19 protein-coding genes are annotated in these 25,224 nt (G+C 68.4%); 11 read left to right on the forward strand and 8 right to left on the reverse strand.

All coding sequences use genetic code 11. The features are described 5' to 3' along the window. Positions 1-44: 44 nt before the first annotated feature. Both EDL96_RS04285 and EDL96_RS04290 read right to left on the reverse strand, forming a co-directional pair. Entirely contained in the window at positions 45-1,409 is a 1,365-nt protein-coding gene (locus EDL96_RS04285; protein ID WP_123824669.1) for a class II 3-deoxy-7-phosphoheptulonate synthase, read from the reverse strand. Positions 1,410-1,599: 190 nt separating this feature from the next. Then, a complete protein-coding gene (locus EDL96_RS04290) occupies positions 1,600-2,316 on the reverse strand; it encodes a lysophospholipid acyltransferase family protein (protein WP_123824587.1) in 717 nt (238 codons plus the stop codon). A gap of 211 nt (positions 2,317-2,527) precedes the next feature. On the opposite strand from EDL96_RS04290, the gene EDL96_RS04295 reads away from it, so the two are divergent. Genes EDL96_RS04295 through EDL96_RS04310 form a run of 4 tightly spaced genes read left to right on the forward strand, consistent with a single transcriptional unit; the run spans position 2,528 to position 7,178 of the window. Beyond that, on the forward strand, positions 2,528-3,382 hold the full coding sequence (locus EDL96_RS04295; RefSeq protein WP_123824588.1) for an alpha/beta hydrolase: 855 nt from the start codon (positions 2,528-2,530) through the stop codon (positions 3,380-3,382). Then, entirely contained in the window at positions 3,375-3,794 is a 420-nt protein-coding gene (locus EDL96_RS04300; RefSeq protein ID WP_123824589.1) for a hypothetical protein, read from the forward strand. Before EDL96_RS04295 ends, EDL96_RS04300 begins: the two co-directional genes overlap by 8 nt. 58 nt (positions 3,795-3,852) lie before the next feature. Further along, a complete protein-coding gene (locus EDL96_RS04305; protein ID WP_123824590.1) occupies positions 3,853-5,859 on the forward strand; it encodes an AMP-dependent synthetase/ligase in 2,007 nt (668 codons plus the stop codon). A gap of 47 nt (positions 5,860-5,906) precedes the next feature. Then, complete coding sequence (locus EDL96_RS04310) at positions 5,907-7,178, forward strand: MFS transporter (RefSeq protein WP_233568676.1); 1,272 nt, start codon at positions 5,907-5,909, stop codon at positions 7,176-7,178. 17 nt (positions 7,179-7,195) lie between these two features. Here the strand turns inward: EDL96_RS04310 and EDL96_RS04315 are convergent, their stop codons facing one another. Then, positions 7,196-8,647 (reverse strand): mycothione reductase, encoded by a 1,452-nt coding sequence (locus tag EDL96_RS04315; protein WP_123824592.1) that lies wholly within the window; start codon positions 8,645-8,647, stop codon positions 7,196-7,198. A gap of 109 nt (positions 8,648-8,756) precedes the next feature. On the opposite strand from EDL96_RS04315, the gene EDL96_RS04320 reads away from it, so the two are divergent. After that, on the forward strand, positions 8,757-9,560 hold the full coding sequence (locus EDL96_RS04320) for a ParA family protein (protein WP_123824593.1): 804 nt from the start codon (positions 8,757-8,759) through the stop codon (positions 9,558-9,560). A gap of 53 nt (positions 9,561-9,613) precedes the next feature. Here EDL96_RS04320 and EDL96_RS04325 read toward each other — a convergent pair whose 3' ends face one another. From EDL96_RS04325 to EDL96_RS04340, 4 genes are all read right to left on the reverse strand, one after another. Beyond that, positions 9,614-10,273, reverse strand: coding sequence for a MerR family transcriptional regulator (locus EDL96_RS04325; RefSeq protein WP_123824594.1), 660 nt, complete (start codon positions 10,271-10,273; stop codon positions 9,614-9,616). Between the two features lie 271 nt (positions 10,274-10,544). After that, entirely contained in the window at positions 10,545-11,081 is a 537-nt protein-coding gene (locus tag EDL96_RS04330; RefSeq protein ID WP_123824595.1) for a bifunctional nuclease family protein, read from the reverse strand. Between the two features lie 69 nt (positions 11,082-11,150). Next, positions 11,151-11,978: a transcriptional regulator FtsR gene (gene ftsR / locus EDL96_RS04335; protein WP_233568677.1), complete on the reverse strand. Its 828-nt coding sequence runs from the start codon at positions 11,976-11,978 to the stop codon at positions 11,151-11,153. Position 11,979: 1 nt separating this feature from the next. Beyond that, on the reverse strand, positions 11,980-12,435 hold the full coding sequence (locus EDL96_RS04340) for an FHA domain-containing protein (protein ID WP_123824596.1): 456 nt from the start codon (positions 12,433-12,435) through the stop codon (positions 11,980-11,982). A 253-nt stretch (positions 12,436-12,688) separates the two neighbouring features. On the opposite strand from EDL96_RS04340, the gene EDL96_RS04345 reads away from it, so the two are divergent. The 6 genes from EDL96_RS04345 to EDL96_RS04370 all read left to right on the forward strand — a co-directional run bounded on the left by EDL96_RS04345 (position 12,689) and on the right by EDL96_RS04370 (position 23,209). Continuing rightward, complete coding sequence (locus EDL96_RS04345) at positions 12,689-14,149, forward strand: TrkH family potassium uptake protein (protein ID WP_233568678.1); 1,461 nt, start codon at positions 12,689-12,691, stop codon at positions 14,147-14,149. A 123-nt stretch (positions 14,150-14,272) separates the two neighbouring features. Next, entirely contained in the window at positions 14,273-14,986 is a 714-nt protein-coding gene (locus EDL96_RS04350) for a potassium channel family protein (protein ID WP_233568679.1), read from the forward strand. Between the two features lie 188 nt (positions 14,987-15,174). Beyond that, positions 15,175-16,767, forward strand: coding sequence for a cytochrome ubiquinol oxidase subunit I (locus tag EDL96_RS04355; protein WP_123824598.1), 1,593 nt, complete (start codon positions 15,175-15,177; stop codon positions 16,765-16,767). A 28-nt stretch (positions 16,768-16,795) separates the two neighbouring features. Continuing rightward, positions 16,796-17,827 (forward strand): cytochrome d ubiquinol oxidase subunit II, encoded by a 1,032-nt coding sequence (gene cydB / locus EDL96_RS04360; RefSeq protein WP_123824599.1) that lies wholly within the window; start codon positions 16,796-16,798, stop codon positions 17,825-17,827. Next, entirely contained in the window at positions 17,824-21,324 is a 3,501-nt protein-coding gene (gene cydC / locus EDL96_RS04365) for a thiol reductant ABC exporter subunit CydC (protein WP_123824600.1), read from the forward strand. Before cydB ends, cydC begins: the two co-directional genes overlap by 4 nt. A 127-nt stretch (positions 21,325-21,451) precedes the next feature. Continuing rightward, positions 21,452-23,209, forward strand: a complete 1,758-nt coding sequence (locus EDL96_RS04370; RefSeq protein ID WP_123824601.1) for an FAD-dependent oxidoreductase — start codon at positions 21,452-21,454, stop codon at positions 23,207-23,209. A gap of 85 nt (positions 23,210-23,294) precedes the next feature. On the opposite strand, the gene nhaA is transcribed toward EDL96_RS04370, so the two are convergent. Next, a complete protein-coding gene (gene nhaA, locus EDL96_RS04375; RefSeq protein WP_123824602.1) occupies positions 23,295-25,124 on the reverse strand; it encodes a Na+/H+ antiporter NhaA in 1,830 nt (609 codons plus the stop codon). Between the last annotated feature and the right edge of the window lie 100 nt (positions 25,125-25,224).

Raw genomic sequence — 25,224 nt, forward strand, 5'->3', positions numbered from 1 at the left:
GCCTCGGCAGCGACGGCCACCGAGGCTGCAAAGGAGTTCGCCGCTCAGTGCTCCCGAGCCAGGTAGCCCGCCACCAGGAAGGCGATTTCCAGGGACTGCATGTGGTTCAGCCGCGGGTCGCACAGCGTCTCGTACCGGTCGGCGAAGTGCGCTTCCTCGACAGCGGCGGCACCGCCCAGGCACTCCGCGACGTCGTCGCCGGTCATCTCCACGTGCAACCCACCGGGGTGGGACCCGATGGCCTGATGGACCTCGAAGAACCCGCGGACCTCGTCCACGACGTCGTCGAAGTTGCGGGTCTTGAACCCCGACGGGGTGGACACGGTGTTGCCGTGCATGGGGTCGGACACCCACACGACCTTGGCCCCGGAGCCTTCGACCGCTTCCACGACCCGCGGGAGGTTCTCCCGGATCTTGGTCGCGCCCATGCGGGTGATGAAGGTCAGGCGACCGGGTTCGCGCTCCGGATCGAGTTTGTCGATCAGTGCCAGGGCGTCCTCGGGCGTGGTGCTCGGGCCGAGCTTGACGCCGATGGGGTTCTGCAGGCGGGAGAGCAGGTCGACGTGCGCGTCGTCGAGCCCACGGGTGCGCTCACCGATCCACAGGAAGTGGCCCGAGGTCCCGTAGGGGCGGTGCGTGCGGGAGTCGATGCGTGTCAGAGCCCGTTCGTAGTCGAGCAACAGTGCCTCGTGGCCCGTGAACAGTTCGGTGGTCTTGAGGCCGTCGAAATCGGCGCCGCACGCCTCCATGAACTTCACGGCCCGGTCGATCTCCCGCGCCATGGATTCGTACCGCGAGTGAGCCGGGTTGGAGGCGAAGCCCATGTTCCACGAGTGGACGTGCCGCAGGTCGGCGAATCCACCGCCCGTGAACGCACGGATCAGGTTCAAGGTCGACGCCGACGTGTGGTAGCCGCGAACCATGCGCTTGGGGTCGTGGACACGGGCTTCCTCCGTGAAGTCGAAGCCGTTGACCATCTCGCCGCGGAAAGTCGGGAGGGTCACGCCCTCACGGGTCTCGTCGTTCGAGGACCGCGGCTTGGAGAACTGCCCGGCCATGCGCCCCATCTTGACGACCGGCATGGACGCGCCGTAGGTCAGGACGGCCGCCATCTGCAAGAGGGTCTTGACCCGGGCGGTGATCTTGTCCGCGGTGGCGCCCTCGAAGGTCTCCGCGCAGTCGCCACCCTGGAGGAAGAACGCGCGTCCTTCGGCGACCTCGGCCAGACGGGCCTTGAGAGTGTCGACCTCGCCGGCGAACACCAGCGGGGGGACGGTGGAGAGTTCCTTGATGCTGGCCGCGAAGTCCGGGTGTTCGCTCCATGTGGGCTGCTGGTCGATGTTCAGGTCCCGCCACTGGTCCAGCCCGTACGTCTCAGCGGTGGGCTTGGGGCCCGGCTGGAACGGCAGTTGTGCGGTGTCTACGGAAACCTGAGTCACGGTGATGTGTCCTTGCTTTGTTGCGGCATTCGGGCCGCGGTGTCCTGCGCCTCGGCGCGCTCCTGGCGCGCGGTTCTACGCTACCGCAGTGCGGTGGACCCGTTCGCCACCGTCCCGGCCCGCACTGCCGACGGGCGCATGCGTCCAGGAGATCGGCCGGTCACCGGCCGGTGCCGGGGTCCTTCGCCAACTCCCGCTTGATGTCGGCGGCGTAGGCGTCCACGTACTCCTGGTCGGAGAGCTTCTGGATCGCCTCGACGATCTCGTCGGTGATCCGACGGGCCACCTCTCGTTCGTCGGAGCGCTGCCGCAGGTCCGAGAAGTCAAGGGGCTCACCGAAGATCGTGGTCACGCGGAAACCGTTCTTTTGCCGCCACGGGGCGGGGAACGGGGTGCCCAGGGGCTGTACGACGTCCGTGCCGATCATGGCGATGGGAACCACAGGTGCGCCGGATTCGAGGACCAGCTTGGCCACACCGATCTTGCCCTTGTAGAGCCGCCCGTCGTGCGAGCGGGTGCCTTCGGGGTAGATCCCCAGCAGCTCCCCTTCGGCCAGCTTCTTGCCGCCCGCGGACAGCGACGCCGCGGACTTCTTGCCGCCGGAGCGGTCCATGGGGATTTGGTTGATGGCGCGGAAGAACTCTCCGACCACCCGCCCCTTGAGGCCCTTGCCCGTGAAGTAGTCGGACTTGGCCAGGAAGAAGATCTGACGTTGGACCGCGATCGGCATGAAGATGTGATCCGCCGCGGAGAGATGATTGCTGGCCAGGATGGCCGGGCCACTGGTCGGGACGTTCTCCGCGCCCACGACCTTGGGGCGGAAGATCAAATTGACGAACGGGGCGACCACCCAGTCCTTCAGGAACATGTAGACCATGTGGCCCGCACTCCTCCGGCTGACGAAATGACGACGCCGAGCCCAGTTCTGGCGGAGTCGGCGGTGGAACCGTGGAGCGATTCCGCTGAAGTATCTCATGTGCGAGCCCCCGCCCGGACCGACACACGGGTTGCGCTCCGGGTGGACTCACGCCCCTGCGGAGGCGAGTCATGTGACGCCGTCCGGAGCCCGGCAATGAGAGCATTGCCGCATGACACTCAGCGCTCCTGATCCGGGGAATTCTGCGCTCCCGTCGGAGCAGGACCCACGCATCGGATTCACCGTCCCCGCCACCCCCGTCGAGGGCCAGTCCCGGGCCGGGGTGTTGGTCCTGCATGGATTCACGGGATCCGTGTACTCCGTTCGTGACTGGGCGTTGAGCCTGACCCCCGAGCACTCCGTGTCCGCACCGGCCCTCCCGGGTCACGAGGGCTCCTGGGAGGACCTCGCCGACACCACGTGGCAGGACTGGTACGCCGCCGCCGCACGGGAACTCGATGCCCTGCGCGAGCGCCACGAACGCGTGGTGGTGGCCGGGTTGTCCATGGGCGGGGCGTTGGCCCTGCGCCTGGCCGAGACCCGACCGCAGGACGTGGACGGCGTCGTCGTCGTGAATCCGGCACTGTCCCTGCGCAATCGTGCGGCACGGACGGCAGGCGTGGTGCGCAGGTTCGTCGGCTCCACGCCGGGCATCGGCAATGACGTCGCCAAGCCCGGGGCGAACGAACACGCCTACGAACGCACGCCCGTGGCGGGTGTGGCGCAGCTGAACCGGCTCATGGCGGTGACCACCCGGGGGCTCGGACGGGTGGAGGCCCCGGTCCTGGTCCTGCGCTCCCGACAGGACCACATCGTCTCCGACCCCTCCCACGAACGCATCATGCGCGGGTGCAGCGGACCCGTGGAGACCGTGATTCTGCCCCGCAGCTACCACGTGGCGACGCTGGACCACGACGCCCCGACGGTGAACGCGCGCACCCGGGGATTCGTGTCGGCGGTGGCCTCTGGGATCTGCCCGATCACGGGCGCGCCCCTTCCCCCGAAGGCGGGCGGCAACCGTGACTGAGCCCCGACGCGACCCGGAGGCCGACGACCTGGCCTGGCAGGAGATCGTGCGTCACCTGCGCGATCCGGAGCAGGGCGCACCGGACCAGGAATCTCAACTCCAGTACGCACCGGGACCGGATGCCCCCGGACAGGACGCACCCGGACAAGACGCGCCGTTGCCGGAGGACGACGAGGACTGGCAACCTCCGGATCCCGGACGTGTCACGGCGGGCATGAGCCCGGGTGCCGTGACAGCCTGGAGTGTCCTCGCCGTGGTCCCCGTGGTGCTGCTCGCACTCGGTCTCCTGCTCGACGGGCTCCCGTGGTGGCTGTGGTTCCCGGGCCTGACCGCTGTGATCACCGCGATCGTCGTCCTGCTCGGTGGGCTGCCGGAGGAACGCGACGAGAACGACGACGGCGCCAGGGTCTGACCCCGCCGCCACAAAACCCTTTGACGTGCCCGCCTCAACCATTCCCAGGAGCCTCCCCGTGCGCAGCGCATCGGTCCCCGCACTCGTCGAGCGACTGACCCATGACCGCATCACCGACCTGCTTCAGCGCCAGGCGACCTCACCGGCGGACCCCGTCCTCTACGAACGTCTCCCGCCCCTGGGCCCCGGTGTTCCCGTGCGCGCCTCCGACTTCCGTGCGCAGGTGATCGCCGTTGCCAAGGGCCTGGTGGCCGCCGGGATCGAACCGGGCGACCGGGTGGGCATTCTGGGACGCACGCGCTACGAGTGGACGTTGGTCGATTTCGCCGTGTGGTGGGCGGGTGCGGTCTCCGTGCCGGTCTACGACTCCTCCTCCCACGCCCAGATCGCCTGGAACCTCATGGACTCCGGCGCTCGGGCGATCTTCGTGGAGAACGAGAAGCTGGAGACCGCCGTCCGCGACACCGCGCGTGAACTCCAGGACGGGAGCCTGGACGCGTTGGGCGGTTCCCTGCCGACCGAGCCGCTGAAAGCCGCACAACGTGTGTGGCGCATGGACGGCACGGCCACGTCATTGGGTGAGCTCATTGCCCTGGGCAGCACGGTCTCCGACGAGGACCTGGAACGACGACGAACCTCCCGGGCCCTGGACGACACCGCGACGATCGTCTACACCTCCGGGACCACGGGTCCGCCCAAGGGATGCGCGCTGACCCATCGGAACTTCATCTCCCTGTGCGAGAACGTCCAGCCGTATCTGCCTGAGGTCGTGCACGCAGGGGCCAAGACCGTGCTCTTCCTGCCGCTGGCGCACGTGTTCGCGCGGATGGTCGAGGTCCTGGCCCTGCACTCCGGGGTGATCCTCGCCCACACGGCGGACGTCAAGAACCTGACCACGGATCTCCAACGAGTGCACCCGTCCTTCATCCTCGCGGTCCCGCGCGTTTTCGAGAAGATCGTGATCGGGGCGCGCATGCGGGCCCAGGACGGCGGAAAGCTGCGGTCGTGGCTGTTCAACCGGGCCGTCACCACGGGTGAGAAGTGGTCCCGGGCGCAGGTCGGCCGCCGCGTTCACCCGGTGCTGGAGGCTCGGCACCGCCTCTACGACCGACTGGTCTACGCCAAACTGCGCGAAGCGATGGGTGGGGACGTCCGGTGGGCGATCTCCGGTGGCGCCGCCCTGAGCGAATCGCTGGCACACTTCTTCCACGGGATCGGCGTCTACGTCGTCGAAGGCTACGGGCTGACCGAGACCACGGCGCCGATCGCGGCGAACACCCCCACCCTGGACGCGTTGGGCACCGTGGGGCTGCCCCTTCCGGGCCACGAGATCCGTCTGGCCGACGACGACGAGATCCAGGTCAGGGGTCCGCACGTCATGGCCTGTTACCACGGCCGCCCCGACCTCACGGCCGAGGCCCTCCAGGACGGGTGGTTTGCCACGGGGGACCTGGGCGCCATGGACGACCGTGGGCTGCTGCGGATCACCGGGCGCAAGAAGGAAATCATTGTCACGGCGGGCGGCAAGAACGTGATTCCGGAGCAGCTGGAGGCTCCCATCCGGGCCACGGCCATGGTGGGCCAGTGCATGGTCGTGGGCGAGGGACGTAAGTTCGTGGCCGCCCTGATCACGCTGGACCCGGAGACGCTGCCGCACCGTTTGGAACACCTGGGCCTGGACCGGAACCTGACTCCCGCTCAAGCTGCGCTGGAGCCCAAGGTCATCGCCCACCTTCAGGAAGTCGTCGACCAGGCCAACCGGAAGGTCTCCACCGCCGAGAGCATCCGTGCCTTCGAGATCCTCCCGACCGACCTCACCGTGGAGTCCGGGCACCTCACACCGTCCTTGAAACTCCGCCGGGACGACATCCTGCGGGACTTCGCCGACGTCGTGGAGGATCTGTACTCGCGGCCCGCTCCCCCGGTCAGGCAGGGGTCCGAGACCCTGGCCAAGCTGGAGTCCTCGTTCGAGAACTCCTTGGAGAGACTTCGTGAGCTCAAGGACGTACGAGAGCTGAAGGACCTTCGCGAGCTGCGCGACCGAGGCTCGGAGCGAGACGTTTAGTGCACGCTCCCCGACGTCCCGCCGGTTCCTCGCCGTCGCCCGCCCGCTTGCGCGTCGCGCGCGTCGCCGCCTCCGGCTTCTTCCTGGTCAACGGTGCCGTGTTCGCCAACCTGCTGCCTCGACTACCCGAGGTCAAGGAGGCCTTCGGCCTCTCGAACACGGTCTACGGGCTGCTGGTCATCGCGTTCCCGATCGGTTCGATCGCCGCGGGCATGGCACCGGCTCCCCTGCTACGGCGTTTCGGGTCGGCCCGGGTGGCCGGGGTCGGTTCGGTCCTGTTGGCCGCACTGGTCGCCGCAGCGGGCGCCGTGGGTTCCGTCGGCGGGGGCGCAGCCATGCTGCTGCTCTACGCCGTCCCGATCGTCCTGGCGGGGGTGCTCGACGCCATCGTGGACACGGCCCAGAACGCCCAGGCCATCGACCTCCAGAAGAGCATGGGCCGTTCGGTCCTCAATTCCATGCACGCCCTGTGGAGCCTGGGTGCCATGGTGGGCGGCATCATGGGGTCCGCCGCAGTGGGCGCCGGTCTCGCACTGCCACTGCACCTCGGAATCAGCGGCGCAATCTTCTCCGTCCTGGCGCTGCTGTCCCAGCGCTTTGCCCTGACCCCGGAGGAGGTCCGCGCCGTCCAACGGGTCGGAGGCCGGGAGATACCGGGACCGAACGACGACGCCCCCGCCGCGAAACACGCCCCGACGGAGCCGGCGCCCGCCACCGGACGCCTGTCCGCACGCAACCGTGCGATCGGCATCGTGATCCTGATCGGTGTCATCGCCATCGCCGGGGCCATGATCGAGGACCTGGCGATGAACTGGTCCACCCTGCTGCTGTCCCGGGTGCTGGATGCCCCGGGCCCCATGGCGGGCATGGGACTCGTGGCCATGATGGCCGCTCAATTCCTGGGCCGACTCCTCGGCGATCGGATGACCGACCGCTTCGGCCGCGTTTGCATGGCGAAACTCGGCGGAACGCTGTCCGCCGTCGGTCTGTGCGTGGTCGCCTTGGCCCCGGCGCCCGCCGTGGCCGTCGTGGGTTTCGCGGTGGCCGGGTTCGGGTGCGCCACGCTGGTGCCCTCGGCCTTCCACGCGGCGGACTCGGTACCGGGCCTGCGCCCAGGCACGGGCCTGACCCTGGCCGGATGGCTCCTACGAGTGGCCTTCCTGTCCGTGTCCCCGTTCGTGGGCGTGGTCTCCGACGCGGTCGGGCTACGCCTGGCGATTATGGCCGTGCCCGTGGTCGCACTCGTCGCGGTCCTGGTCGCGGGCGTGCTGCGGGACAGGGACGACGACGATCCTCGGCCTTCCCCGGCAGCTCCCTGATCGCCCGGCCCCGGAGTTCAGTCCAGGTCCAGTCCCAGGAGGGCGTTCTCGACCACTTCCGTCAGGGACGGGTGGATCCAGTACTGGCCGCGGGCGATGTCCTGTACGGTCTGCCCCGTACTCATCGCCTGGATCAACGGTTGGATCAGGATCGAGGCGTGCGGGCCGATCAGGTGTGCGCCCAGGAGTTGTCCGGTCGCCGGGTCCGCGATCACCTTGCAGACACCACGACGGTCCTCCATGGCCCACCCGTAGGCCACGTCGCCAAAGGCCTGGGACTTCACGGCGACCCGTTCGTGTTGCGCCCGGGCCTGGTCCTCGGTCATCCCGACGGAGGCGATCTCCGGGTGGGTGAACACGGCGGCCGGAATGAACCGGTGGTCCGCTGCCACCGGGTCCTCGGGATGAATCACGTTGTGCGCGACGACCCGCGCCTCATGGTTGGCCACGTGCTTCAACTGCGCGGGTGAGCAGATGTCCCCCAGTGCCCACAGTCCGTCCATGACGTTCCCGTCCGCATCGAGCACCCGCTGGTACTCGTCCACCCGGAGCAGCCCGCTCTCCGGATCGATGCCGAGCCCCGCGGCGGCCGGATCCAACAGGTCCGTGTTCGGACGACGTCCGGTGGCCATGAGGACGACGTCGGCCACATCCTCCCGTGTTCCCGGCCCCTCAACGGTGCTCTGCTGGGCCGCGTCCCTTCGGTCCTCCTCCGGTGCGGTCCGGGTGGAGCGCACCGTCACGGTTCCGTCGTCGGCGGGCACGATCGCGTGCGGGGTCCATCCGAGCTGCAGATCCCACTGGTCCTGCGCGGATTCCCGGAAACGTTCGGCGATCTCCCGGTCCTGCCCGCGCAGGAGGCGGTCGGAGCGATTCAGCTGGGTCACGTGCGCACCAAGACCGTGGAAGATGTGCGCGAACTCTGCCGCGATGTACCCGCCTCCCACGATCACCACGCGAGCCGGCCACTCGGGCAGGCGCATCACGGTGTCCGAGGTGTGCACCTGCGGCAGGTCCAGTCCTGGCAGATCCGGAAGCTCCACGCGGGACCCTGAGGCGATCACGATCTTGGGCGCCGTGAGTTCCTGGCCGGAGTCCGTGACCAGGGTCCTGGGGCCCGTGAATCGCACGTGCTCCTGGTACACGGTGACGTTGGGCAGGGACCGCCGGTAGTCCAGACCCCCTTCGGAGATCGCGTCGATGCGACCGAAGATCCGGTCCCTGATCGCGGGCCAGTCGACGTCGGCCGCATCGACGTCGACAGTGACGCCAAGGGGACCCAGTTCCCGCGCGGACTGGGCGACTTCTGCCGGGTAGACGTACATCTTGGTGGGGATGCAGCCCACGTTCAGGCAGGTTCCACCGAACGTGCCGCCGTCGATGATGGCGACGTCCAAGTTCTCGTAGTCGGGGCCGAGCAGGGAGTTCCCCGATCCGGACCCGATGATGATCACATCGTGTGCGCGCATTGGATCATCCTAAATCCGCTGACTCTCCGGGTCGGTCACGCGGGTTGATCTGCAGCTACTGGCTAAACTGGCGACCGCCTCCCCGTCGTCGAACTCCCCGAAGGACACCGTGCAGATCGTCAGCATCTCCAGCCTCAAAGGCGGAGTCGGCAAATCCTCCGTCGCCCTGGGCCTGGCCTCCGCGGCTCTCGAGAACGGTCTCCGAACCCTGGTGGTCGACCTGGACCCGCACGCGGATGCGACCACGGGGCTAGGTGTCCACGCGCCGTCCCGCAACACGGTCGGACGTGTCCTGGCCAAACGGGGCAAGTCGGGTGCGCTCGGTGGCATCGCCGTGGCGTCACCCTGGTCCGAGGCCCACGATCCGGCGGCCGGTTCCCGGGGGTCACTCGACGTCGCCCCGGGATCCTCGCAGTCCTCGCATTTCGACAGGGCCACCTACAAGGGGTCGGAACTCGACCGGCTAAGCCGGGCGTTGACGGGTTTGGAATCGCGGTACGACCTGGTCCTGGTGGACTGCCCGCCCAACCTCAATGCACTGACGCGCATGGCCTGGGCCGCCTCCGACAAGGTCCTCTCCGTCGCGGAGCCGTCCCTGTTCTCCGTGGCCGGAACTCAGCGGACCATGACCGCGATCGCCCAATTCGAACGCGGTTCCCGGTGGGCGGTGGACTCCGCGGGTGTGGTGATCAACAAGGTGGACATGGATTCCGCCGAGCACCAGCACCGGGTCCGTGAACTCAATGAGTTGTTCGGCCACCTGGTGGTGGATCCCGTGATCCCGGAACACCCGGTCTGGCAGCGCGCCCAGGGTGCCGCGTGGCCGATCCACCGGTGGCCGGGTGACGACGCACGCGATCTGGCGCAGCGTTTCTCGACGATCGTGCGCGGGCTGGTCAACAGCGTGAAGTGATCACTGCACACGGTCGTCGCTCGGCGGCCGTGTGAGGGGTGACCGAGCGTTGGTCAGGAAACGTTCTTCTGGCGACGGGCCCGCCGCGCGGAGAGCTCGTCCCCGGGGAACTCCGTCTCCTCGCCGTCGCCGTTGGCTTCGGGAAGGCTCGCCAGGCTGCCTTCGACCTCACGCCACACGCGACCGACGGCGATGCCGAACACGCCCTGTCCCCCCTGCACCAGGTCGATGACCTCTTCCTGAGAGGTGCACTCGTAGACGGAGGCGCCGTCGCTCATGAGGGTCAACTGGGCCAGGTCCTCGATGCCGCGTTCCCGCAAGGCGATGACGGCCGAACGGATCTGCTGCAGGGACACCCCGGTGTCCAGGAGGCGCTTCACGATCTTGAGGACCACGATGTCGCGGAAGCTGTAGAGCCGCTGCGACCCCGATCCCTTGGCGCTGCGAACCGTGGGCTCCACGAGTTCGGTGCGGGCCCAGTAGTCGAGCTGACGGTACGTGATGCCCGTGACCTTGCAGGCGGTGGCACCGCGGTACCCGACGGTGTCGTCGAGCACCTGCCGCTCGTCGTCGAAGAGCACGCCCTGCGTTCCTCCGGCGAGCGAGGTGAAAACAGGCAGTGTCAGTTCTTCGGCAAGCGGAGCATCGACGTGATCGGTGTCCTTCACGCAGGTCCTCCCGGCCTTGGGCGCCGACCCGGAGGACAGCGGCATGTGCAGATCGTGGTGTAAAGCAGAGGGTCCGCCGGTCCAATGCCCCTGAAACACCGTCCCGGTCGCTCCTCGGTCGAGGAGTCGTGGGCGGCGGCGAGGGGCACGGAAGAACCGACTTGAAAGTGACGGTAGACGGGCGCGGGCCCGTAAGCAAAGACCTTGGCGCTCAACGCGATCGTGTCGCACCGGGACGGGTGTGACCGTTGACCCGCCCGTTGCCTGAAAACACGCCCCGGATCGACCCACAACCGGCCCAGAGGCGCGGTCAAGATCACTTCAAGAAGTCCTCGGGGTCGATCGTGTCCAGGAAGTCTCGGAATTGTCGGACCTCTTGTTCCGCACCGTCCGCCCCGGTTCGGCCAGCCGCGTCGGCTTCCTCCGGGCGTTCCTCGCGCAGTTCGCCGTCGCCGGTCATGACCAGACCGGCGGCCTCGAGCACGCCGTCCGAGCACAACACCGGGCAGTCGACGCGCGCCGCCAGGGCAATGGCGTCCGAGGCGCGGGAATCCACCACGGATCCGTCGTCGAAGACCAACGCCGCATGGAACACGGTGCCCTCCACGGTGTGGATCCTGACCTTCTCCAGGTTCCGACCGAAGGCCTTGGCCACCTCGAGCAGCAGATCATGGGTCAGCGGACGGGGCGGTTCAATGCCTTGGACGGCGAAGACGATCGACGTCGCCTCGTTGGTGCCGACCCAGATGGGGACGTGGCGGCGCCCTGCGGCTTCACGCAGCACGACCACCGGCTGCGACGACGGCACGTCCAGCCGTACGCCGGCGATCTCCATGAGGTGTTCGCGTTGCATGGGCTCGGCTCCCTCGGTTCTGTCCTGGTTGGCTGCGGTGGTGTGCGGGCCCTCGACGAGCGGTCCGGGCTAGTCCTCGACGTCGAGCCGGTCCTGGATGTCTTCCAGCCGCCCCACGACCATCGACGCGTGGATGCTCAGACACAGCTGGGTGATCTCCCCGGCGCGCTCACTGGCCCTCTTGGCAGCCACGGAACTACGTTTGGCGACCTCGGGAGCGATGGCCTGCTCCACCAGACCAATTTCCCGGTCGGCGGCCTGTCGCAACGTGCGCAGGTGACGCGGTTCGACGCCGTGGTCACGCAGAGCCCTCGCGGCCCCCGCGATCACCAGATCGTGACGGTCGAAGCCACCGGCTCGTTCGTGCAGCAGACCGAAGCTGATCAGTTCCCGGACCAGCGGGATGCCCGCACCGGACTGTCGGCAGAGTTCGCGCATGGTCAGCGGCTCGCTCTGCTCGACCGGGGCCTGTTGAGGGACCGCGGCCGCGTCCCCCACCGAGGTGGCGTGGGCATCCTCGGGTGCGTCGGGGTCCTGTGCACCGCTTGGGGACGACGTGGTGGGTGTCCCCGTGGCGACATCGTCGACGCCGTCTGCCCCCTTGACCAGGGCTTCGAGCTGACCCGCCTCCGAGAGTTCCCGGATGACCTTGAGCGGAAGGTAGCGCTCCCGTTGCAGAATCAGGACATGCCGCAGACGTTGCAGATCCTCCGGGGAGAACTTGCGGTAGCCCGAGGGAGTACGGGCGGGGTGCAGCAGGCCCTGGTCCTCCAGGAACCGGACCTTGGAAGCGGTGACGTCTGGGAACTCGGGCTGCAGTTGCTTGAGCAGCGCGCCCATTCCGATGCGGCGCACCTGCGCCGGATCGACGGTTTCCGAGGTTCCGGGTGAACTCACCTCAGGAGCGACCGTCGGCAGTGCGCGCCGAACGGTAGAAGACGAAACAGAACTTGCCCAGACGCACCTCGTCCCCACTCTTCAGCAGCACCGAGTCCACGCGGTCGTTGTTGACATAGGTGCCGTTGAGCGAGTTGTCGTCCACGAGTTCGTAGGAGTTGTCCCGGCGAATGAACCCCGCGTGGCGACGTGAGACGGTGACGTCGTCCAGGAAGACATCGGCCTTCGGGTGACGGCCGGCGGACACCTGGTCCGTGTCCAGCAGGAAGCGCGAACCGCGGCCGCGGGGGTCCACCTGGACCAGCAGCGCGGTGTTGGGCGGCAAGGCGTCGACGGCTGCCTTTTCCTCGTCCGACAAACGGTGCCCAGAGACCTGGGACAGGATGTCGGAGACGATCTGGATCGAGGTCGTTTCCGGGCCGGCGGACGGGATGTTGCGCTCGGACGGCGTGGTCATGATTCCCGCGATCCTCCTCTGGTGCTCAAGAGACTGTGGTGTTCGGCGACCCCGTGGGGAAGGGAAGGAACGAGCCGGCCGGACGTTGTGACTTGTGGCTGGACGTTCGGCCACGATCCCACACCCCCACAAGGTGCTCGTGTGACCTGACGGACAACCTCGCCACAGTCTAGCCATGTCGGACGACAACCGAGCACGGTGCGACGTCCGGTGAACGAGGCCGCCGAGCGGGACCGGGTGTACTTTGTGTCCTGTGCCCCTCGAAGAGGACTTGTACCGGCTGACAACGCGCATCCGCTCCCGGCGCCCCCAGCCGTGGATGGTGTCGGCTCGCCGCTGGTTCATCCGCCCCCAACCCGCCCCTGGCTCACGAAGAGCCCGCGCCACCTCAGCCGGACGCACCGCACAGATGCTGGTCACCGGTTTCGCCGTCGTACTCGCGCTGGGTACCGCGGCGCTCATGCTCCCGTTCGCCACGCCCGGGCCCGGTCACGCAAGTTTCATGGAAGCGCTGTTCACGGCCACGTCATCTCTGTGCCTGACGGGGCTGATCGTGGTCGACACCCCCACGTACTGGACCACGTTTGGTCAAGTGGTCATCCTGGCGCTGATCCAGATCGGTGGGTTCGGCGTGATGACCTTCGCGACGATGATCGGCATCTTCATGTCACGGCGCTTCGGGCTCGGCCTGCGGGTGGCCGTGGCCTCCGAGACGCGTTCGACGGGGCCGGGCGAGATGCGCCACGCGGTCAAACGCATCGTGTTCACGATCGTCGCAGTGGAGACCGCCGTGGCCCTGCTGCTGGCCGCGCGATTCGCAACGGGCTACGGCTACTCCCCCGGCAAGGCGCTGTGGCACGGGGTGTTCCACTCGATCTCCGGGTTCAACAACGCCGGATTCGCCCTGTACACGGCCAACCTGATGGATTTCGACGGCGACCCGCTGGTGCTGTTGCCGATCGCCGCCGCCGTGATTGTGGGCGGGCTGGGCTTTCCCGTGATCGTGGAACTGCTGCGCCACATCCGAGTACCCAGGCTCTGGTCGATGACCACGCGCATGATGGTGGTGGGCACCCCGGTGTTGTTGCTGGGCGGGACGGCGTTCCTGCTGCTGGTCGAGTGGGGCAACCCGACCACACTGGGCCCCATGGGCTTCGGAGACAAACTGCTCAACGCCTTCTTCCAGTCCACCATCACCCGCACGGCCGGGTTCAACTCCGTGGACCTGGCAGGCATGCATCCCGTGGCCTGGTTCGGCATGGACTTCTTGATGCTGGTGGGTGGCGGCTCCGCGGGGACGGCCGGTGGTCTGCGAATCACCACGGTGCTGGTGCTGCTGTTCGTCGCCTGGACCGAAGTCCGGGGACAACAGGCCGTCAACGTTCTGGGCCGCAGGCTCTCGCGTTCCGTGCAGCGCGAGGCGTTGACCATCGTGGTGCTGTCGATGGCGATCCTGGTCACCGCCCAGATGGGCTTGATGCTGCTCGAACCGGACCTCGGTCTGGACCGGCTCTTGTTCGAATCCGTCTCTGCCTTCGCCACGGTGGGGCTGTCCACGGGAATCACCGCCCAGATCGGTACGGGTGGGCAGCTGATCCTGATCGCCCTGATGTTCATCGGCCGTCTGGGCCCCACCACGATCGCCGCTGCCATCGCTGCGCAGGACACGACCCGCACGTGGGAACTGCCCAAGGAACGCCCGTTGATCGGATGACCCCGGCACCCTCCGCCGAACCCTCACGAAACTCGCGCGTGAGGGCGTGAAGCGCGAGTTTCGCGAGGGTTCGGCGGAGGATGGGCAGAGACAGCGCGACTCAAGACTTTGAAAGGACGCCAAGTGTTCAACCAACGTGGCCGTGAGCATGCATCACGCCAGGAGTCCCGCCGCGGCCACCTCCGCTCGGCGGTGGTGATCGGGCTGGGCCGATTCGGCTCGGCCCTCGGTCAGGAGCTCATGGACAGCGGCGTGGAGGTCCTGGCCATCGACGACGACCCCAAGGTGGTCCAGGAGTTCAAGGGCCAGTTCACCAGCGTGGTCCGCGCGGATGCCACCTCTCAACAGACACTGGAGGAGCTGGGTGTCTCCGACTTCGCCGCCGTCGTGGTGGCCATCGGTACGGACCTGGAAGCCTCGGTCCTGACCACCTCCAGGCTCCTGGCCATGGAGAACGTTCCGGAGATCTGGGCCAAGGCCATTTCGGAGGCCCACGCCCAGATCCTGGAACAGCTGGGGGTGACGCACGTGATCCGCCCGGAACACGACATGGGCCTGCGGACGGCGCACCTGCTGATCGGCCACGCCCTGGACTTCGTCTCGCTCGACGGCGGTTTCGCGCTCATTCGCTGCCAACCCCCGGCCGCCACGCAGCAACGCCCCTTCGACACGCTCAACCTGCGCCAGAAGTACGGGGTCACCGTGGTCGCCCTGCGTCGCAATGGGCAGCAATGGAGCCCGATGGAACCCGGCACCATGCTCTACGACGACGATGAGATCATGGTCACAGGCACCAAGCACGACGTCGAACACTTCGCGGGCCTAGACTCGAACTAGTCATACCCCATGGGGTACCGGGGGCCTCGCCCCGGACCACCTCGCATTCCGTGACCCGAACTGCCCAGCGATCGCCGACTCCACGCGGCATCCTCCCGGATCATTCGTGACCCACCCACAGCGAGCATCGGGTGGTCCGAGCCACGGCCGACACGATCCGCACCCCGTGTGCGGGCGGGAGAAGCGGCATGGATCCACTCGAAATCGCCCGGTGGCAGTTCGGCATCACCACCGTCTACCACTTCATCATGGTCCCGTTGACCCTGGGGCTGGGGCCCCTGGTCGCGATCATGCAGACCCTCTGGGTGCGCACCGGCAACGAGCGCTACCTGCGGATGACCAAGTTCTGGGGCAAGGTCTACCTGATCAACTTCATCATGGGAGTGGCCACGGGACTGGTGCAGGAATTCCAGTTCGGGATGGCCTGGAGCGAATACTCGCGGTTCGTGGGCGATGTGTTCGGCGCCCCGCTGGCCATGGAGGGGTTGCTGGCCTTCTTCTTCGAGTCCACCTTCATCGGTCTCTGGATTTTCGGCTGGGACCGGCTGCCCAAGAAGATCCACCTGGCCTGCCTCTGGATCGCCGTCCTGGGCTCGGTGGCCTCCGCCTACTTCATCATCGTGGCCAACTCCTGGATGCAGCACCCGGTGGGCGTGGAAATGGTCGACGGGCGACCCGTCATGACCGACATCTGGGCCGTCCTGACCAACAACACCGCCCTGGCCGCTTTCACCCACGCGATCTTCGGTGCCATCGGCGTTGGTTCAGCCCTTTTGATCGGCATCTCCTGGTACCACCTGTGGCAGCGCCGCCGCGACGGGATCGACACGGTGGACCAGAACGGGCGCGTCGTCGTCGGTGAGAATCCTGCGATCCCGGGTCGGGACCGGGAGGACCACTCCGTGTGGCTCAAGTCCCTGCGACTGGGGGCCGTGGCCGCCATGATCGGGTTCGCGGGAGTGGCTGTGACGGGCGACGTCCAGGGCAAGCTGATGTTCGAACAACAACCCATGAAGATGGCCGCCGCCGAGGCCGCCTGCCACGACGGCACGAGCTTCTCCGTGCTGTCCGTGGGAGACCTGGGCAGCCAGAACTGCGACGACGTCAAGGGCCTGATCGAGATCCCCGGGCTGCTGTCCTTCCTGGCCGAAGGAGATTTCGGCACGCCCGTCCGCGGCGTCTACACCCTGATCCCCGAATACGAACAGGACTACGGCACCAACCTGCCCGAAGACGAAATCTACGGCGAGCGCTCGGGCCAGGAGATCGACTACCTCCCGCTCATGGAGGTCACCTACTGGGGCTTCCGGATCATGATCGGCTTCGGCGCAGCGGCCACCGGGTTCGCCGCGCTGGCCCTGTGGATCGCCCGCAAGGGAACGGTCCCGGCATCGAAACCCTTGATGTTGTTGGCCGTGGCCTCGATCGGCGCGCCGTTCGTGGCCAACATCGCCGGCTGGGTCTTCACGGAGATGGGCCGCCAGCCCTTCGTGGTGGCACCGAACCCGGACCCCAGCGGCATCGACGGCGTGTACATGTACACGGCGGCAGCCGTCTCCCCCGGGGTGACCGGACAGGAGGTCATCTTCTCCCTGGTCACCCTGGGGCTGATCTACCTGGCCTTGTTCGTGGTGGAGGTGTTCCTGCTGGTCAAGTACGTCCGCGGCGGCGTGGTCTCGGCGATGCCGGAACTGGCGGCCCACGACCACTACGGCGGTGACGGCCACGGCGGCGCTCGGGGGCCGCACTCCGACGACGACGTCCTGGCCTTCGCGTACTGACCGACACCCGACCTGCTGGAGAGTCATCATGGAAGTTCTTCACGTCATCTGGTTCGCGGCGCTGGCGTTCCTGTGGACCGGTTATCTGGTCCTGGACGGTTTCGACCTGGGCGTCGGGATGCGGATCTGGTTGCGCGGCCGCACGGAGAAGCAGAAGCGGCTCATGCTCAACACGATCGGCCCGGTCTGGGACGGCAACGAGGTCTGGCTCATCACGGCCGGGGCGGGCACATTCGCCGCCTTCCCCATGTGGTACGCGGGGCTGTTCTCCTCCCTCTACATCCCGCTGACGATCGTGCTGGTGGCCTTGATCTTCCGCGCCGTCTCCATCGAGTACCGCGGGAAGGGACACACCGATCGGTGGCGTGCCAACTGGGACCGCGCCCTGGGCCTCGGCTCGGCGGTGATCGCCTTCGGCATCGGCGCCATGCTGGCCAGCACCACTCTGGGCCTGCCCATCGACGCGAACGGCGACCGGGTCGGCGGTCCGTTTGCGTGGTTCTCCTGGTACGCCGTTCTGGGTGGCCTGGCCGTTCTGGGTTTCAGCTGGATCCACGGCGCCGCGTTCCTGGCCCTCAAGGCCAGTGGTCAGGTGCGTGCGGACGCCCTGCTCGCCGTGCGTCGGTGGTTGCCCCTGGCGGTCGCGCCGTTGGTGGTCTGGGTCCTGGTGGTCCAGTGGCGGTACGGCTCGGTCGCAACGTGGGCGGCCGTCGTCGTGGCCGTCGTGGCGCTGGCCGGTTCGTGGCTTGCTGCCCGCGCGGACCGGGACGGTTGGACCTTCGCGTGCCTGGCGGCGTTCCTGGTGACCGGCGCGATCTCGATCTTTGCCGCGGTCTTCCCCGTGGTCCTCCCGTCCACGGTCGACCCCGCCTACGACCTCACGGTGGCCAACGCCTCCAGCGGTGACTACGCGCTGACGATCATGACCTGGGTGGCCGGCGTCGCGTTGCCGCTGATCCTGGTCTACCAGGCGTGGAGCTACTGGACCTTCCGGCGGCGGTTGTCCGAGGTCCACATCCCCGAAGGGCACGAGGTGCGCCCCGCCGTCCTGCCCCGATGACCCCCGGCGACCGGCTGGGGCCGGGTGGTGTCCGTGCACTGATCGTGTTCGGGGTCTTGGCGGCGCTCAAGGCGCTGTCCCTGGTCATGATCGCCGAGGCGATGGCCCGCGGGATCGTGGGAGCCATTGCCCGGGATGCGACGGCCATCGATCACGCCGTGACCCTGGGACTGGCCGGGGCCGTGCTGCGAGCTGGCCTGGTCTGGGTCCAACACTGGTATGCCACGCGGGCCGCCGTCATGGCCAAGCAACGGATCCGTCAGGACATGGCGGCCGGGATGCTCGCCCGGCCTTCCGGTGGTGTGGGGGCCAACGCCGCCGTGGCCACGATCGGGTTGGACGAGCTCGACGAGTACTACCGCTCCGTCCTGCCCACCGCGGTGTCGGCTGCAACGGTGCCCGTGCTGGTGGGCGCCAGGATTCTGGCCGCCGACTGGCTGAGCGCGTTGATCATCGCCCTGACCCTGCCCCTGGTGCCGGTGTTCATGATCCTGGTCGGGCAGCACACCCGGGCGGAGGCCGACCGGTCCTCGGCGACCCTGCAGCGGCTGTCCGACCACCTGGTCGAGCTCGCGCGCGGGCTGCCCGTGTTGGTCGGGCTGGGGCAGCTCTCCGAGCAGTCCGCTGCTCTGGATCGCATCGGTCGGGAGCACAAGGCCGCCACGCTGCGAACCCTGCGAACCGCTTTCCTGTCCGCGCTGGTCCTCGAACTGATCGCGACGCTCTCCGTGGCGGTCGTGGCGGTGTTCATCGGGGTCCGGCTGATCGACGGGTCGCTGCCTCTGGCCACGGGGTTGGCGGTGCTGGTCCTGGCCCCCGAGTGCTTCCAGCCGTTCCGCGAGCTGGGCGCGGCCTTCCACGCGTCGCAGGACGGGCTGGCCGCCCTGCGACGGGCCCGGGAATTCGCCCCGGAATCCGGTGCCGAGCCGGTCGACTCGGCCACCGTCCGTCCCGGTGGGAGCCGTCCCGTGGGTACCCGGGCCATAGGCACCCGGTCCGGAGCCGCCGTCGGCGTGCGCCTCGAGGGCCTGACGGCGGGGTACCCGGGTCGGAGCCCTGTGCTCGAAGGGTTCGACGCGTGGTTCCCCGTCGGCCAGATCACGGCGGTGACCGGTGCCAGCGGAACGGGCAAGTCCACGCTTTTGGGCGTCCTGGCCGGCCTGGTCCCCGTACGCGCGGGAGCCGTCATCGGTGTGGACCCCGCGCGCGTCGCCTGGGTCCCCCAGGTGCCACGAACCGTGGGCGACACGGTCCGAGCCGAACTCGAACTGTACGCAGACACCACCGACACGGCGGCCCCGGACGGCGAAGCCAGCACGGTACCAACCCTGGTTGACGAGGTCCTCGAGCAACTCGACCTGGCGCCCCGGGCCGAGGCGGATCCCGCCCAGTTGAGCCCCGGGGAACTGCGCCGTCTGGCCGTGGCCCGCGGGCTGCTGCGCATCCGCACCGGTGCCACGGTGCTCCTTGTCGACGAACCGACCGCCCACCTCGATGCCGACTCAGCTCGGCTGGTGCTGGACGAACTGGCCTCCGTCGGTCGACTCCCGGGGGTGACCGTCATCGTGGCCTCCCACGACCGTCGGGTCGTGGACCTCGCGACCCACCGGGTGGCCCTTGGGCACGACGGGGGATGGCGCGAAGATCCCGCAACGACCGATGCCACGACCCTCCCTGGGCAACCCGGCCGACTCGACGACGACGGTGCGACTCCCCCGGGCGAGCTGTCCGGCCATGACGTCGAAGCGCCCGTCAGGGATCCTTCCGCTCGCGATACAGCCGCGGCGGAAGCGAGCGCGCCGAGGAACGCCCGGGCAGAAGCCTTCAGGTTCCTGGCCTCGACCCCGTGGCTCTGGGTGGCCGCCGTCGTGGCGGGAGTGGCGGCTGCCGCTTTCGCGACGGCGCTCACCGCGCTGTCCGGTTGGTTGATCGTGCGGGCCTCCGAACAGCCGTCGATCATGTACCTGACCGTGGCGATCGTGGGAGTGCGATTCTTCGGCATCGGGCGCGCCGTGTTGCACTACGTCCAGCAGCTGGCGGCCCACTCTGCCGTGTTCACCTCGCTCGTGGACCTTCGTTCTCGCCTGTGGTCAGGACTGGCCCGGCGCGGCCTCTCCTCCCGTGCCCTGGCGACGGGGGCGTCAGCTCTGGAACACCTGATCGTCGCGGCGGACCGGGTCCGGGACCTCATGCCCCGGGTTCTCGTTCCCGTGGGAGTGGGAGTGGGCACCACGGTGCTGGTCCTGACCGTTTACGCCGTCCTGGTGCCCGCCGCCGTTCCGGTGATCGCCGTCGCGTTGGGCGTTGCCCTGCTCGTTGCACCGACCGTGGCCCTGGCTGCGGATCGTTTGGCGGCAAGGGCGGGGGTGGCAGCCACAGGCGGGATCGTTCGAGCCTTCGTGCAAATGGGCGCCGCGGTGGGAGATCTGTCCCCCAACAACCGTCAAGCACAGGCGCTGCGGCGATTGAGCGACCTCGACGTCCGGGCCGGTGCGCTGGCCCGGCGAGGAGCCTGGGCGCAAGGCCTGGGAGAAGCGCTCGTCGTCCTGAGCACGGTGGCCGCCGCCGTCCTCGTGCTCCATCCGGCCGCTTCTGCTTTGGGCGCCGGGTCGATCAGCAGGCCGGTGGTTGCCGCGCTGGCCCTTGTTCCGTTGGGCCTGACCGAACCGCTGGTCGCCGTGGTCTCGGCGGTCCAGCAAGCGCCCGGTCTGCGCGCCGCACTGCTCCGAACAGCCTCGGTGACGGTCCCGGGCAAGGCTCCAGCCCAGGTCCCCGTCGCGGCGACGGGGACGGCATCGGCTGTGCCGGCGGGACATGCCGAGCCGACCGGCCTTCCGCCCGACTCCCAACGGCGCGAGCCGGCCGGTCCGCAACTGGTGTTGGACAACCTGAGTGCGCGGTGGCCGGGTGCCGACAGAGCAGCTTTCGGGCCCGTGGATACCACCGTTCGCCCCGGGCGCTGGCTGGTAATCGAGGGCCCCTCGGGCAGCGGCAAGTCCACGTTGCTGGCCACCGTGATGGGGCACCTGGCGCCGTCGTCGGGATCGGTGCGGGTCACCGGGGTGCCTGAGGAAAACGCGCCCTCGATCGTGTGGTGTCCGCAAGAGGCGCACCTGTTTGCCTCCACGATCAGGGGCAATCTCGCCCTGGCGCGGCCCAAGGCGGACGCGCCTTCCGCAGACGAAATGACGGACGTGCTGCGGCGCGTGGGACTGGGCCCGTTCCTAGACGCCCTTCCGCAAGGCTTGGACACCTGGGTGGGCAGCGGCGGCTCCGAGCTCTCCGGAGGCCAGGCGCAACGCGTGGCCGTGGCGCGGGCCTTGCTGGCTCGTGGGCAGGTGATCCTGCTGGACGAACCGACGGCGCACCTGGACGCGGAGGCCGCACAAGACCTGCTGGCGGACCTCCGTGAGGCGCTGGTCGACCGCCCGGTGGTCCTGGTCACCCACCATGCGGAAGACCTGGACCCGACCGATCATCGCTTGCGTCTGGGCTGACTCCTACGCTGAACCCTCGCGAAACTCACCCATCGCACCCTGATCGGTGAGTTTCGCGAGGGTTCGACGAGAGCTCGGATCAGCAACACTTGCTGTCGGCCCCGGCCCGGGGTTCTAGGCTGTGCGCATGACTGAACGTCCCGTGATCCTGCTGGTGGCAGAGGCCCACCGCGACGTGATCGAAGCCGAGTTCCGTGCCCGTTACGACCGTGACTACGCCATCGAGGTGGCATCCTCCGGACGGGAGGCGCTCGAACGTGCCGCGGACCTGTGCACGGTCTCCTCCCGTCTCGCGATGGTCGCGGCCGAGTACCAATTGCCCGACGCCACCGCAATCGACCTGTTGCGCGAGATTCAGGCGGTCAGCCCGCCGTCGCGTCGTGTGGCCCTGGTGGACTTCGACGACTACGCGGAACACCTTGAAGAGCTCAAGCGGGCCGCCCTGGAACGGGACATGGACACGTTCGTGGGCATCCCGCGCGGGCCGCGGGACGAGGAGTTCCACACGGCGCTGATCGAGCTGCTCTCCGAATGGGGCTGGTCCGTGGCCCACCCTGTGGTGACCGCCGTGGACGTGGTCTCCGACGGTCCGACCCCGACGACGGCCGCCATCCGTGACGTCCTGGACAGGATGGGTGTCCCGAACAGGCTCCTGGCCCTCGACGACGAAGACGCGCAGGCGATCGTGGAGGAAGTCGGCCCCGACGCCCGGCTGCCCCTTGTCCGGCCCATCCGCGGCGAGGTCATTCAGGACGCGACTCCGCAGTCCGTGACCGAACGCCTCTACGGAAGCTACGACGCGATCCCGGAAGGCACGATCGCCGACGTCGCCGTGATCGGCGCCGGTCCGGCCGGCCTGGCCGCCGCCGTGTACGCCGCCTCGGAGGGGCTGTCCACGATCGTGCTGGAATCGGATGCGATCGGCGGTCAGGCCGGGTCCTCGTCCATGATCCGCAACTATCTGGGCTTTCCGCGCGGGATCTCCGGGATGCGTCTGGCGCAGCGTTCCAGGATCCAGGCCGGGCGGTTCGGTGCGACGTTCTACACGGGGCGTCCCGTGGTGCAGGTGGAGCCCGGACCAGCCGACGAGCCCGAGCACCACCACGTGCTGGTCGAAGGAACTCACCTGTGCGCCCGTACGGTGGTCGTCGCCACGGGTGTGGCCTACCGGCGGCTGGGCGTCGCGTCCGTGGACGAGCGCATCGGGATGGGCGTGCACTACGGCGCCGCCACCTCCATGGCGCGGGAGATGCAGGACAAGGAGGTCTACGTGGTCGGCGGTGGCAACTCCGCGGGGCAGGCAGCCGTCCACATGGCCAAGTTCGCCCGCAACGTGACCATCGTGGTCCGCCGGGACTCCCTCACCGCGACCATGTCCGACTACCTGATCCGGGAGGTCGAGGCGACACCAAACATCGCGGTCCGCACCCACTCCCGGGTGGTGGACGCCGGAGGCTCCGGTCGACTGGAGTGGATCGGCCTGGCGGACAGCCGGTCGGCAACAGCCTCCGCGTCCGCGCAATCGGAGACCCGAGCGCCGTCGTCGTCGGACCCGGAGCCGGAAGTGGCCTCGGACTCGGTTGAACGGCTGCCCGCGGACGGTCTGTTCTGCCTGCTCGGCGCCCAGCCGGCCTGCCACTGGCTCCCGGAATCACTGGCCCTGGACGATCACGGTTTCATCCTGACCGGGCGCGACGTCCCTCAGGAGACGTGGACGGACGGTGTGCCCCCGGCCAGCTTGGAGACCACCATTCCCGGGGTGTTCGCGGTGGGCGACGTGCGCGCCGGCTCGATGAAGCGCGTGGCCTCGGCCGCCGGCGAAGGCGCCTCCGTCCTCCCTCTGGTGCACGCGCACCTGGAAAAGCTCCGCCAGTCCGGCGTCTGACCCCCGCCGAACCCTCGCGAAACTCGCCTATCAGGCCCTGATCGGCGAGTTTCGCGAGGGTTCGGCGGGGAGAGAGGGACGTGGGTCAGGAACGACGCCGGAACGGGTGCTCGTCCTGGGTGGCCATCTGTGCCTCCAGCTCGGCGATGATCGTCCGTGCGTCATGCGGACCGATGTGCCGTGACCCGTTGAGGAAGAACGTGGGCGTCCCCCGCGCACCGCTGTCCAGCGCGCTCTCCTTGTGCTTCCTGACCACCTTGAGCAACACGGGGTCCTCGAGGTCACGCTCGAACTGTTCCAGGTCCAGGTCAAGCTCGCGCGCCAGATGCGTGTAGGTCTCCTCCCCCAGGTCGTTCTGGTGGTCGAACAGCGCCTTGTGCATGCCCCAGAACTTGTCCTGGCGGGCCGCAGCCTCGGCTACGACGGCGGCGCGCTCCGCGTGTTCGTGCAGGTCAGTCACCGGAAGGTGCCGCACCACGAATCGCACCCGGCTCCCGAAATGCTCCTTGAGGTCCTGGGCGATGCCGGTGGTCCGGGAGCAGAACGGGCACTCGTAGTCGAAGTACTCGACCACCTCGGCCTCAGCGTGTGGCGATCCGATGATGTGGTCGTACTCCTCGTGGATCGGCGGCGTCAGAGTCACGGGGAGATCGGCGGAGACCTCCCCGAATCGGGTCCGGGCCACCCGGAAGATCAGCCAGCCGAGGATCCAGGCGAGGACCATGGCCAGCAGGACACCCACGGTGGCGGAACTGATCTGCGACTCCTGCGTGAAGGCCAGACCGATCACCAGCAGGGACACGGTGAACCCGATCCCGGACAGGGCGGCACCGCCCATGATGGACCCGGGCCCGACGCCGTCGGGAAGCTTGCCGAGCCCCATGCGGATCGCCAGCCACGTACCCCCGGAGATGCCGACCAGCTTCCCAATCACCAGCCCCGCGACCACACCCCACGTCACCGTGGAGGTCAGCGCAATCCCCAGGGTGTCCCCGCGCAGGTCCACTCCGGCATTGGCCAGCGCGAACAGCGGCACCACGACCAACGACGACGCCCCGCGCAGGCTCACGTGCAACCGCTCGTTCACGGAAATCGACTGCGCCAGGCCCCGCGAGGCGGACCGGGCCACATCAGCCTCGGGCGACTGCCGGAAGTCCCGGAACAGGTTGCCCACGTGGTCCACGATGCCGCGATGTGTGGCGAAGGCCGGGACCAGCAGGCCGGCGATCATGCCCGCGATGGAGGGGTGGATGCCGGACTCCAGGGTGGCCAGCCACAGCACGACCACCAGTGCCACGTACGGCGCCGATCGCCACTGCCGGGTCCGGCCCAGGAAGTAGAGCGCGACCAGCGCCACAACGGCGACCACCAGGGCGGTGATCTTCAGCCCGTCCGTGTAGTACACCCCGATGATGCTCACGGCCAGGAAGTCGTCCACCACGGTCAGCGTCAGGAGGAAGATCCGCAACTGGTTGGACATCGCGGGCCCCACAAGGGCCAGAGCCCCCAGGAGGAAGGCCGTGTCCGTCCCCACCACAGCACCCCACCCGGCGGCGGCCTCCCGCCCGGCGACCGCCAGGTAGACGGCGGCCGGCACGGCAACTCCCAGGACACCGGCCACCAACGGGACCAGCGCCCGTCGTCGGTCGCGGAGGGACCCCACGGCCAGTTCTTGCCGCACTTCCAGCCCGACCACGAAGAAGAAGATCACCATGAGCCCGTCGTTGACCCAGTGGTGCAGGCTCAGGTCCAGCCCCCAGGGCCCCAGCGTCACACCCAGGTGGGTCTCCCAGATCTCGTGGTAGAGCCCCGACCAGGGGGAATTGGCCCACGCCAGGGCGAACAACGTGACCGCGACCAGCAGGAGGGCACTGCCTGATTCGCTGCGGAGACGATCGAGCACTGTGGTGCGCATGGTGGGCGTCCTGTTCTCACGGGTTGCGGGTGGTTCCGGCTCAGGGGACGAGGAAGCCCCCACCCGCCGGGTGGGGGCTTCCCGACGGCGCCCCGCGGGG

Source organism: Kocuria soli (genome assembly GCF_003797835.1).
GTDB lineage: Bacteria > Actinomycetota > Actinomycetes > Actinomycetales > Micrococcaceae > Kocuria > Kocuria soli.